General features: G+C 37.8%; 7 protein-coding genes. 5 read left to right on the forward strand and 2 right to left on the reverse strand.

The window, feature by feature from the left end:
- The first annotated feature begins 59 nt into the window (after nucleotides 1–59).
- Complete coding sequence (locus tag ACKU4N_RS06260; RefSeq protein WP_321321673.1) at nucleotides 60–2,324, forward strand: rhamnogalacturonan lyase; 2,265 nt, start codon at nucleotides 60–62, stop codon at nucleotides 2,322–2,324.
- Nucleotides 2,325–2,453: 129 nt separating this feature from the next.
- A complete protein-coding gene (locus tag ACKU4N_RS06265) occupies nucleotides 2,454–4,700 on the forward strand; it encodes a GDSL-type esterase/lipase family protein (protein WP_321321675.1) in 2,247 nt (748 codons plus the stop codon).
- A gap of 56 nt (nucleotides 4,701–4,756) precedes the next feature.
- Here the strand turns inward: ACKU4N_RS06265 and ACKU4N_RS06270 are convergent, their stop codons facing one another.
- Complete coding sequence (locus ACKU4N_RS06270) at nucleotides 4,757–5,626, reverse strand: DUF4861 family protein (protein ID WP_321321677.1); 870 nt, start codon at nucleotides 5,624–5,626, stop codon at nucleotides 4,757–4,759.
- 375 nt (nucleotides 5,627–6,001) lie between these two features.
- Between ACKU4N_RS06270 and ACKU4N_RS06275 the strand changes: the two genes are divergently transcribed.
- The 3 genes from ACKU4N_RS06275 to ACKU4N_RS06285 are packed head-to-tail and all read left to right on the forward strand — an operon-like array spanning nucleotide 6,002 to nucleotide 11,297.
- A complete protein-coding gene (locus tag ACKU4N_RS06275; RefSeq protein ID WP_321321680.1) occupies nucleotides 6,002–8,128 on the forward strand; it encodes a hypothetical protein in 2,127 nt (708 codons plus the stop codon).
- 28 nt (nucleotides 8,129–8,156) lie between these two features.
- Nucleotides 8,157–9,812: a glycoside hydrolase family 28 protein gene (locus ACKU4N_RS06280; RefSeq protein WP_321321682.1), complete on the forward strand. Its 1,656-nt coding sequence runs from the start codon at nucleotides 8,157–8,159 to the stop codon at nucleotides 9,810–9,812.
- A 45-nt stretch (nucleotides 9,813–9,857) separates the two neighbouring features.
- Nucleotides 9,858–11,297: a glycoside hydrolase family 28 protein gene (locus tag ACKU4N_RS06285; protein WP_321321684.1), complete on the forward strand. Its 1,440-nt coding sequence runs from the start codon at nucleotides 9,858–9,860 to the stop codon at nucleotides 11,295–11,297.
- Between the two features lie 88 nt (nucleotides 11,298–11,385).
- Here ACKU4N_RS06285 and ACKU4N_RS06290 read toward each other — a convergent pair whose 3' ends face one another.
- A complete protein-coding gene (locus tag ACKU4N_RS06290; RefSeq protein WP_321321686.1) occupies nucleotides 11,386–12,261 on the reverse strand; it encodes an AraC family transcriptional regulator in 876 nt (291 codons plus the stop codon).
- Nucleotides 12,262–12,361 lie beyond the last annotated feature (100 nt).

Genomic DNA, 12,361 nt, shown 5'->3' on the forward strand with positions numbered 1-12,361 from the left:
ATAATCGTAAACACCATTGCAGCCTTTTAGTAAGCAGTTGCAATATAATTTTATACAACATGTTTAATTCATTAGGTTCGTTTGCAGATAAAATTCTTATTCTGATTCTTTGTGGTGTGCTGCAATCCTGTTGCACAAAAACACCTTCCCAAATAGTAAAAGGACCAAATTACGCACCATCTATTCAAAAGGAAAATTTGGGGAGAGGATTAGTTGCCATTCATCAGGGAAATGGAGTTGTAGCGGTAAGCTGGAGATTTCTTCCAAAAGATAAAGCCGAAACACAATTTGACGTTTACTGTATCGATAATAACGAAAAAGAGCGTAAGCTTAATAAAACTCCAATAGCCACAAGTACCTTTATTAAAGATAGCTTAGCAAATACAAAAACATCAACAACCTATGTTTTAAAAGATGCAGAAACACATCGTATGCTGGCTTCTTATGTACTCACGCCGCAAATGGCCGATCATCCATACTTATCAATTCCAATACAAGCATTTCCCGGTGACAGTTTATGGCAATACAGTCCCAACGATGCAACTGTGGCCGATTTGGATGGAGACGGAGAATTGGACATTGTACTAAAACGTGAAAATAGCGGTCATGATAATTCGCACAACGGTGTGTGTAATGGAGGCCCGCTGCTGGAAGCTTACAAACTTGACGGAACATTTTTGTGGCGCGTTAATTTGGGAATTAATATCCGGCAAGGTGCTCATTATACTCAAATGATGGCATACGATTTTGATGGGGATGGAAAAGCTGAAATTGCAGTTAAAACAGCAGAAGGAACTCAATTTGGAGATGGACAGGTAATTGGTGACGTAAATAAGGATGGTGTTCGTGATTATGTGGATAGGGATTCTGCTTCTCGGACTTATGGAAAAATAATGCATGGCCCTGAGTTTTTCTCCGTTATAGAAGGGGCAACAGGGAAAGAGCTGGCCAGAGCAAATTACATTTCAAGAGGGGCTCCAAATGATTTTGGTGACAGAACTGGCAATCGTGTGGATCGTTTTTTAGGAGGAGTGGGGTATTTTGATGGAATGCGTCCGAGTATTCTAATATGTAGAGGCTATTACGAGAAAACAGTACTGGAAGCCTGGGATTACAGAGATGGGAAATTAACGCAACGCTGGCATTTTAGCACAACCGATAACAATGGAGAATACAAAAGTTTCGAAGGACAAGGAAATCATCAATTAAGTATTGGTGATGTAAATGGAGATGGTAAAGATGAAATTACCTATGGTGCTTGTTTGATTAATGCAGATGGAACAGGTGGTTACAATACACAGCTGGGGCATGGTGATGCTTTGCATTTAACGGATATTGATATAGAACGGCCGGGACTGGAAGTTTGGGATTGTCATGAACACGTTCCGACTAAGGCCGGATCGGAATTACGTGATGCCTGTACAGGGGAGTATATTTGGGGCATTCCTTCTTTCGAAGATGTTGGAAGAGCTATGGCTGCTGATATTGATCCAAGATTTAAAGGCTGTGAATTGTGGACAACTCATTCAGGAGGTGTTTATACAGCCAATGGAAAATTTATTACTGAAAACACTCCGTCAATTAATATGGGCATTTGGTGGGATGGTGATTTAAACCGTGAATTGCTGGATGGATCGAGTGTTACTGGCCGCGAATTTGTTGGCATCACAAAATGGACTGGGGATGGTGTAATAAATTTACCTATCCCTTTAAGTGAAGACTTAAGCGCTAACAACTGGACAAAAGGGAATCCTTGTCTTCAAGCCGACATTGTGGGAGATTGGCGTGAAGAAATTCTGGTGCGAACAAAAGATAACAAAGAACTTCGTTTGTACATGACCAATTACAGCACTCCTTATCGTTTTCACACCTTGCTGAGTGATCATATCTACCGGCTTAGCGTGGCTGATCAAAACATAAGCTACAATCAACCTACACAACCAGGTTTTTATTTGGGATCTGATTTAGGGAAATTTTGGAACAATGAATACCGGCTTCAAAGAGGAGCTCGTTCAAAATCGGGAAAAGCCAATGATGGAAAAGCCAATGGCATGAATGCACGTTACCATGAAGCTCAACGAATTATTCTTGATACAATTACATGCTCGCAGGAAACTTACACTTTGGATGCCGGCTACGATTACGATAAGTATATTTGGACAGTAAACGAGGCAGAGATAAATTCAGACAGGTCGCTGACTCTAAAGGCGAAAGATTATTCAGCAGATCAAGCGATTAAAGTTAAGCTGCAGGTTTTTTATAAGGGATGCGTATTTGCGGATAGTATTCATGTGAGATTCACTGGAGAAAACAATACGCTTTAATAATTCCTGTGGGGATGCCTTACTGCAAAAGATCTTAAATACCAAAGACAGGAGTGTATCCATTTCTACCACATGATTTTCGATCAGAGTTTTTTGTAAAACGCTCAAATACAACTAAATAATTCACCGATGAAAAAATATATAAATAACTCTATTCCAGACTTTGGTATTTTTATTTTATTGATTGTTCTGCTATTTGTAGGAGAAGTGATTATGGCTCAGGCAGTAGGGCAGAATGTAGAGAATTCTAAATTTTTATTGATATCAGGTGAAAAAGTCTTACAAGGAAATAAAATTGAAAAGGATGGAATTATTCATCATCTGAACAGTCCGATGTTCCGGATTTTTAGAACCTGCACAAAAATGTCTAAAGGAACGGTTTTAGTAGTTCCCGGAGGCGATTTTAGTTCCATATATACCAAACAGGAAGGTATCAAGGTAGCTCGTTTTCTTACTGAAAATGGGTATGATGTTGCAGTACTTGATTATCACATCGGGACAGAATCCTGCATTCAAAATTTGGCAGAGAATGATGTATTGACAGCCTGTCAGTATTTGAAAAATAATTTTGAGAAGCTTGGTTTTAGCAACTCCCCTAAGGTTATTATTGGTTTTTCTGCCGGAGCTAATCTTACAGCAAAGGCAGTCGGGAGATTGAATAAGGGCGAGCAACCTGAAAAGTTAATTCTGATTTCACCAACCGGTATGGATAAATGTATGACTGGTACTGTGTATCCGACAATTATGCCTCCCACGAATCCAGAATCTGATTTGTTTTTGCTGGTAAATGAAAACGATCAAGTTGAAAACAAAACAAGGTGTATTGATTATTACAAAACATGGATTGGTTATGATGGGCGAGCCGTGTTGAAAGTGATAAAAGACAGTACTTATTTGGCAGGAGAAAATATCAATCCAATAGCTGAAGAGTTTCAATTGAAGCATTTCATTCAAAACTCTATGGAATGTAGTAAAATGTCAGTTGAAACTGATGTGAATCCAGCAACAATACCTGCCGAGGGCTATAATAAGGGACGTTTGGCTGAAAAACTGAAATTGATAGCACACAATAAATATGATTTGATATTGATGGGCAATTCGATCATTAACAATTTTGAAAAGACACAATACCAAGAGGTGTGGAATCAGTTTTTTGCTCCAAGAAATGCTGTAAATTTGGGTTTTAGCGGGTACCGAACCGAAAATATTTTATGGAATATTCAAAAGGGAATACTTAATGGACAATCTCCCAAGGCGATTATACTCGAAGTAGGCACAAACAACGTGGATGAAAAGCATTATCCTACCCGGCATACGGCATCGCAAGTGGCAGGAGGTATTGAAGCAATTGTAAAAGAGATTAGAACTCGTTTGCCCGAAACTAAGATTGTGCTTTTGAGACCATTTCCAGGTAGTTACGATGGCCCCAATCCAACTTCTCATCGTGCCATTCTTGACAGATCAGCCGATCTAATTTCTAAGTTAAGTGACCGGAAGCATGTATTCTATTGTGATGTAAACCATCTGTTTCTCAATTTGGATGGTTCAATCAAGCATGAGTTGATGTCTGACTGGTTGCATCCTACGCCTCTGGGAGCAAAATTGTGGGCTCAATCAATGGAGCCATTGTTGTCGCAATTGATGAACGACAAGGTATTGGATACTGAAATTAACAGCAATACGGCTATCGTACCGGTTTCAAAATTGGAACAAGACAGTTACAATTGGTGGGACAGACACAATGATGTGCTGGCAATTAAAGACTCAATCAATCCCGAAATTGTTTTAATCGGTAATTCGATCACTCATTTTTGGGGAGGCAAACCTGATTTAAAATACGCTGATGGCAGAGCCCGAAAATCCAATGGTCCTATTTCATGGAACAATCTGTTTAACAAATACCGGGTTTTAAATTTGGGATTTGGCTGGGATCGCACACAGAATGTTTTGTGGCGTTTGGATCATGGAGAATTGGATGGTTTGCATCCCCGGACTGTAATCATTCATATCGGTACGAATAATACCAGTCAGACATCTAATGCCCGGGCAAATACGGTTGAAGAAATTGTGGAGGGGATTGTGGCCGTATACTCATGTGTTCGATCCAAAGTTCCTGGAGCTAAAATCATCTTAATGTCTGTTTTTCCAAGGGAAGAAAAACCTGATCATCCGAGACGACAGTTAATTAATAAAATCAATATCAAATTGGAGCAATTTGCAAAGAAAAATAGCATTAAATTAGTAGATATTGGTCCGAAATTGGTAAGTCCAGATGGAGTTTTGACAAGAGAAATGGCTCAAGATTATTGTCATCCGACAGAGAAAGGATATCAAATTTGGGCGGATACAATAAAATCGATACTTGAACAGGAGTGATAATTTTTTTGTTGTAAGGAAAAAGTAAGGGGCTTTACGGCCCCTTACTTACATGCTTATTTTTTAGTTTTACCAACGTATGCTTTAAATTTTTCAAAGGTTCCCATTTTTTTATCTTTTTCAATAGTGGATGTTACCCACGTGCTTAGGTATTTTGTCGGTTTCGAGATGTAAAGTTGTTGTTTCCCATCATCTTTTCTGTCCTGATAATCATCTGGATTAATCATTATTGCAGCTCCAACTTGAATCTTTTCTGCGGCCACATCTTCAGGATGATAACCCCATGCAATCATATAATTATCGGCTTTTTCAACTTTTTGCCCTCTGTGGTAGTTAATTCCGGTAACAAACTGAACATCCTCATCTGTTAAAGCAAAAGCTTCCACTCTCATTTCCCGAATTCCGGTGTAAGCGGTTACACGAACCAATACATCTATCTTTTTTCCTTTATATGGAACATCTTTTGATAACATTTCCATTTGAGAATAAGTGGCTTCCTTTTTAACCGTGGCAATACGATTCGAAACAGGAGCTAAAAGCACTACATTTTCTCCATCCCAAAGGCGAACACCTCCAAGTCCCACTGTAGATCCTACTTTATAATAATCAGCACCCAGACCTTTTTTCTGTTCTTTTTCGGAAGGATACCATTTTGCATTTTTTAATTCGAGACCTTTTTTTTGTTTGTTGTAAACATCAATCGAAGTAGCTTTATTATTAAAATACAAGCGAAGTGCTAACCATTCATTTTCAACAGCAGGTCCGTGATGTCCAATTGTTTTGTATAAGTCACCGGATTCTTCCTGAATCATATTGGTGTAAACAGAGTCGCTCCTAAGAAATAAGCTGGCATTGGTAAGGTTTTGTCCTATTGCAGAACAGCTGATCATTGTAAATAATACAATGGATAAGATTGTTGATTTCATCTGAAATTATGTTGGGATTAAAAATGTATATAATATAAACCTTAGTTTTAAATTGGAGGAATAATTCGTTAAAAGTACTAATATACCTTATTCCAAAAGAAGTTAAAAACACTAATTATTGTAATAGTGTTATATCTTCTTCTGATTAAAAAAATATTAACTCGTATAAACCTGATTATTTATTGAATACAAAATGAGATGTCATTTAGACTACTATATATCCAGTACAATATTCCATAGATTTGTACAATCCTTCATGCCATCCATTGGCTTCTTAATATAAATTTGAGATTCCATAACTACGCTTAAATCAAAGTGTTTTATTTAAGTTAATGACAAAAATTAATCCTTAAATTATATCGAATCTTTTCTGTTATGAAACCATTTTTACCAATCGGAATCGCCTGTTTGGCCTTATTCGCCTGTCAAAATAAAGTGCCTGAAAAAATAAACCGGTACGAACTGGTAACACGAAATAATCCGGTCGTAACCAAAATTGACGAATTAAGTTCTTTATCGGTTGGGAATGGAAATTTTGCTTTTACGGCAGATGCCACAGGATTGCAGACATTTCCAAACAACTATAAAAACGGGGTTCCTTTAGGAACTCAATCGCAATGGGGATGGCATAGTTTTCTTAATCCCAATAATTATAAGCCGGAAGAATCCTTAAAAACCTACAATTTTAGAGGAAAAGATGAGTTGTATGCCGTACAAAGTAAAACTCATGGAAGAGCTCATGATGCAGCCAACTGGTTCAGGGAAAATCCGCATCGTTTACATTTAGGCTATATCGGATTGGAATTAAGTCATCAAGATGGAAGTGCAGTTAGTCCTGAAGATGTAACTGATATTCATCAGGAATTGAAATTGTGGGATGGTCTGCTGCTTAGTCAATTCAAACTGGATTCTGATTCTGTTTTGGTGAAGACAGCCTGTCATCCATCTATAGATGAAGTGCAGGCACAAATATCATCAGCTCTTATTGGTAAGGCTCAGTTAAAAATCAATTTTAAATTTCCTTACCCAACAGGAAACCATTCAGATGATGCCAGCAATTGGGATGTCCCCGAAAAACATAAAACGGAGGTCGTTTCTCAAGGTGATGGATTTTGTCTGTTGAAACGAACATTGGATAATGACTGTTATTTTGTGAAAATTAAATGGGAAGGAAAGGCGCAGATGGATGAAAAAGCTCCTCATTATTTTGTTTTATCGCCAAGCAGTAATCAATTTTCTTTTACCTGTGCCTATTCGAAAGAGAAACCTGATAATACAGATTCTTTAGACAATGTTCTTGTGAAATCATCGGAATATTGGCAATCATTTTGGGAAAATGGTGGTGCCATTGATTTTTCGAAATGTACTGATAACCGAGCGAACGAATTGGAACGACGCGTAATTTTATCTCAATATTTAATGGCGATACAATGTGCCGGATCCATTCCTCCGCAGGAAACAGGTTTAACCTACAACAGTTGGTTCGGTAAATTTCATTTGGAAATGCACTGGTGGCATGCTGTTCAATTTGCATTATGGAACCGGACTGATTTATTGGAGAGAAGTCTGGATTGGTATTCTACAGCTTATCCAGTAGCAAAAGAAATAGCCGAACGACAAGGCTTTGATGGAGTTCGCTGGATGAAAATGACCGATCCTTCGGCCACTGAAGCACCTTCTTCGGTAGGTTCGTTTTTAATTTGGCAGCAACCACATTTTATTTACATGAGCGAGCTGGTATACCGCAGTCATCCTTCGGAAGAAGTGCTTACCAAGTACAAGGATCTGGTGAATGCAACAGCTGAATTTATGGCCTCGTTTGCCACTTATGATGAGAAGGGAGACAGGTATGTTCTGAAAGGAATTATTCCTGCTCAGGAATCATTGCGGGCTGCAGAAACTATTAATCCGCCATTCGAGTTGTCTTATTGGCATTATGCCTTATCAGTTGCCCAAAATTGGCGCGAACGCTTAGGCGAAAAAAGAAATGAAAAATGGGATGATATAATCAATAAATTATCGCCACTAGCAGAAAAAGATGGTTTGTATCTGGCTGCAGAAGATGCCTTGGATACATACGAAGATATTCGTTTTACTTCCGATCATCCTGCCGTATTGGGTGCTTTGGGAATTTTGCCTCAATGCAAATTGGCAAGACCGGATGATATGAAAAATACCCTTAATTGGATTTTAGATAAATGGAATTGGGACAAAACATGGGGATGGGATTATCCAATGACAGCGATGTGCGCGGCCAGATTGGGTGAACCTGAAAAAGCAGTGGAAGCTTTGTTAATGGACAAACGAACCAACACCTATTTAGTTAATGGTCATAATTATCAGGATGATCGTTTAAGGGTTTATCTGCCTGGTAATGGTGGCTTATTAACTGCTGTTGCAATGATGTGTGCAGGATGGGATAACAATACGATTACTGCTCCTGGATTCCCCAAAGATGGAACCTGGAATGTGGTATGGGAAAATTTGGCTGTAATGCCTTAATCAGGAATAAAAACACAATAAAATCTAAATGAAATTATTTTCGAAATATATCTGGCTTATCTTTTTCGCGGGTTGCTCCATAGGTACGGAAAAGGCAGAAAATGAGTCTTATAAATTTTCATATTTATATGAAAATTTACCTTTTAACATGCCTTTCGTTTATGCACCGCAGTTTCCCGATCGGGAAATAAACATTACCTCCTTTGGAGGTATTGGTAACGGGCAATTCAAAAATACAGTGGCATTTAAAAAGGCCATTGATGATTTGGCTGAGAAAGGTGGAGGAACTTTGCTGGTACCTCAAGGAATATGGCTGACAGGACCAATTGAACTGAAGAGCAATATTAATCTTCATCTTGAAAAAGGAGCTTTGATTCAGTTTAGCCGGGACTTTAACGATTATCCATTGGTGGAAACCAGTTTTGAGGGCCTCGATACACGTCGTTGTCAATCGCCTGTATCAGGTAAGAATCTTAAAAATATTGCAATAACAGGACAAGGTTGTATCGATGGATCCGGAGATGCTTGGCGACCGGTAAAAAAACAAAAAGTAACCGAAAGTCAATGGAAAAAAATAACAGCAAAAGGAGGTGCTTATAAAAGGAGTGATTATTGGTTTCCCAGTGAAAAATCACTTAAAGGTGATGCTGTGAGCAACATGAATGTTCCAAGAAATGTAAAGACAGAGAAAGAATGGCAATCCATTAAAGATTTTCTGCGTCCGGTTATGATTAGTTTGATCGAATGTGAAAATGTGCTTTTGCAGGGAGTCTGTTTTTCAAACTCTCCCAGCTGGAATATTCATCCCCTACTATGCAGAAATATAATTGTTGACAATGTAACCGTTAGAAACCCATCTTATGCTCAAAATGGTGATGGTCTTGATTTGGAGTCCTGCGAAAATGCCATTATTGTAAACAGTAAATTTGATGTAGGGGATGATGGTATCTGCATTAAATCGGGAAAAGATGAAGATGGACGCAAACGTGGAATTCCGACCGAAAATGTGATTGTTGATAATTGCTTTGTGTATAAAGGCCACGGAGGTTTTGTTGTTGGTAGTGAAATGTCGGGCGGGGTGAAAAACATTAAAGTAAGTAACTGCTCGTTTTTAGGTACTGATGTTGGATTGCGTTTTAAAAGCAGAAGAGGAAGAGGCGGTGTTGTTGAGAACATATATGTTTCAAACATTAGCATGCAAAATATTGTTACTGACGCGCTTTCTTTCAATTTATATTATGGTGGAAATTCACCTTCTGCTGAACTCGTAGGAGACAAAAAATCTGATGGGGAGTCAGCGAATATTCCTCTTGCAAATGAAGAAACGCCAAGTTTCCGTAATCTTTATTTTAAGGATATTGTATCTGTAAATTCACGACGGGCTATGTTTTTTAATGGTCTGCCGGAAATGAAAATCAGCGGTATTCAAATTGAGAATGTTTATATGTCGTCTCAATTAGGTGCTAAATTCTGTGAATCAGAAAATATTAGCCTGAAAAATGTTTTCATTTCGTCACTTTCGGGACCAGCTATGATCGTCGAAAATGTTTCAAACATAGAGTTTGAGAATGTTTCATATCCGGAGAACTTGAAAACAGGATTGGAAATTTGGAATACAGAAATCAATCAGATTAAGGGAATAACAGGCAGTTTTCCAAAAGATAAAATTGAATTGAAGAACTGAAATTAATAGAATAGAAAATCAATTACTAATAAGAAAAACAGACAGATGAGTTGGAAACAAATTAGTTTAATCGGAATATTCCTGATGATATCTATTTCAAGTATGGGGCAGGATTTTGAGCTAGATCTTTCGAAGTGCGATTGGATTACTGATGTAGGGGCTAGAACGCAACCAGTTTCAAGAGGAGTAATCTACGATCCTTCTGATTTTGGAGCCGTTGGAGATGGAGTAACATTGTGTACCAAATCCATACAGGCATGCATCGATAAATGTGCTGAATTGGGAGGTGGTGTTGTTCGATTTAAAACAGGTATCTACCTAACAGGATCGATATTTTTAAAATCAAACGTAATTCTCGAAATTCCTAAAGGAGTGCAGATTTCAGGAAGTCAGGATCTTAAAGACTATAAAGAAATTCCAACAAGAGTTGCGGGTATTGAAATGGATTGGCCGGCAGGATTAATTAATATTATTGATCAGCATAATGTGGCTATTACTGGTGATGGTGTTGTTCATGGCAAAGGAAAAGTATTTTGGGACAAATATCACAGCATGCGGGACGAGTATAACCCGAAAGGTTTGCGTTGGGTTGTTGATTACGATTGCAAAAGACCAAGAGGTATCATTATTGAGAATTCAAAAGATGTAACGCTGAAAGATTTTGTATTGTATCAAGCTGGTTTCTGGTCTGTTCATATTTTGTATTCGGAATACGTAACCGTTCAAGGCATGACGATCAATAATAACATTGAAGGAAAAGGACCTAGTACCGATGGCGTCGATATTGATTCATCAAGCAGAATTCTGGTGCAGAATTGTTACGTAAATTGTAACGACGATAATTTTTGCTTAAAAGCAGGACGGGATTCTGATGGTTTAAAAGTAAATCGTCCGTGTGAATATATTGTGATTCGTGATTGTATTGCCGGCCGTGGCGATGGTTTGTTTACTTGTGGAAGCGAAACTTCAGGAAGTATCAGAAATGTACTGATATACAACATGAAAGGCTTAGGAACTAAATATGGTTTGCGATTTAAAAGTACTTCGCAAAGAGGAGGTACAATCGAAAATATTTACATGTATAACATCCAAATGGATGGGGTAAGAGATCCATTTGTTGTGAACTTAAATTGGAATCCATCCTATAGCAATTCAAAATTGCCTGAAGGTTATAATTATGAGGAGTTACCGATTCATTGGAAAAAATTATTAGGGGTAGTACCACCTGAAAAGGGCATGCCTAAATTCAAAAATGTATTTTTTGAAAATATTCATGCCATTAATGCTCAAACGTGCATCAAGGTAACCGGAATAGAGGAAAGTACCATTGATAATTTTCAGTTTAAGAATGTTAGCTTCGAAGGAGATAATGCCGGGAATATATCCTTTGCAAGAAACTGGAAGTTTTCTGATTTTAAAGTGCGGGGAGTAAAGGAAAATAAGTTAAAACTTAGCAATAATAAAGATGTAAGGATTAAAAACTAAGTTGCTATACTCAATGGATTTAGCTTTTAGTATATCTAAGTAAAGGAAAAGAGACGTCTTAAATAGATCGTCTCTTTTTTGTTTTCAACTATTTAGTAACGGTTCCACGCAGTTCAGATGGATTTTGTCCTACTTTTTTCTTAAATATCCGGCTAAAATAATGAATAGATTGAAAGCCTAGTTCGTAACTGATTTCTTTCATCGATTTATTCGTTGTTAGAATCAATTCTTTGGATCTCATGATTTTTAAATCCAAATGATATTGATGAGGAGAGATACCCGTGTATTTTTTGAACATTTTTCGGAAGTAGGAGTAGCCAATACAATTCTCTTCGGCAAGTTTTTGAAGATCGACCTCTTGTTCAATATGTTCCCGCATGTAAAAACGAGCTTCCTGAATCAGCTTTTCAATAGGTTTTCCAGAGAAGTTTTTTTGTTTTTCCCAAGCGACTATACAGCCTAATAACTTAATCACTAGTCCGGCTGCAATGTGCTGATTTCCCGGATCTTCGTTTCGAACCAGCTCGAAAATTTTGTAGTAATTATCAATAAAATCTTCACGCACACCGCAATGGATAACCGATTGTCCTTGCAGAATTTGATTTTCCTGTAAAAAATGGTTGGCAAATATGCCGTCAAAACCAATGTAATGTTCAATCCATCCTTCACTTTTGGTAGGTCTGTAGCGATGCCATTCCCCTTTTCGGATAATTAACAATGAACCAGGCTTAACTGCGAATTTTCCTCGTTTATTTTCAAGTATCCCTGTTCCTTTTGTAATGTAGTTAATCTGATATTCATTTAGAGTGCGCCCTTTGGCCCATGAAAAGTGATATCCACTGGGATGTTCTGCAGAGGGATAGCTGATTCCTGAGGGTACTTTTGATTTTCCGGCCACATTTAAATAGAGCCCCCAATCCTTGTCTTCTTCACTTGCAGAAATATATTTGAAAAAATCTTCCATTATTGGTCCAAAAAGTGCAAATGAAACGCCAGTTTGTGTATTGAAATTATGTAGGTGTCAATATACATTTGTGTTTCATATTATCAGAATATAACAAAAA

Origin of the sequence: Labilibaculum sp. (genome assembly GCF_963664555.1) — a bacterium.
Lineage (GTDB): Bacteria > Bacteroidota > Bacteroidia > Bacteroidales > Marinifilaceae > Labilibaculum.

What these genes read in the sequence shown, in the direction of transcription:
- ACKU4N_RS06260 (WP_321321673.1), top strand. Translation starts at nt 60, where the DNA reads ATGTTTAATTCATTAGGTTCGTTTGCAGATAAAATTCTTATTCTGATT.
- ACKU4N_RS06265 (WP_321321675.1), top strand. Translation starts at nt 2,454, where the DNA reads ATGAAAAAATATATAAATAACTCTATTCCAGACTTTGGTATTTTTATT.
- ACKU4N_RS06270 (WP_321321677.1), bottom strand. Translation starts at nt 5,626, where the DNA reads ATGAAATCAACAATCTTATCCATTGTATTATTTACAATGATCAGCTGT.
- ACKU4N_RS06275 (WP_321321680.1), top strand. Translation starts at nt 6,002, where the DNA reads ATGAAACCATTTTTACCAATCGGAATCGCCTGTTTGGCCTTATTCGCC.
- ACKU4N_RS06280 (WP_321321682.1), top strand. Translation starts at nt 8,157, where the DNA reads ATGAAATTATTTTCGAAATATATCTGGCTTATCTTTTTCGCGGGTTGC.
- ACKU4N_RS06285 (WP_321321684.1), top strand. Translation starts at nt 9,858, where the DNA reads ATGAGTTGGAAACAAATTAGTTTAATCGGAATATTCCTGATGATATCT.
- ACKU4N_RS06290 (WP_321321686.1), bottom strand. Translation starts at nt 12,261, where the DNA reads ATGGAAGATTTTTTCAAATATATTTCTGCAAGTGAAGAAGACAAGGAT.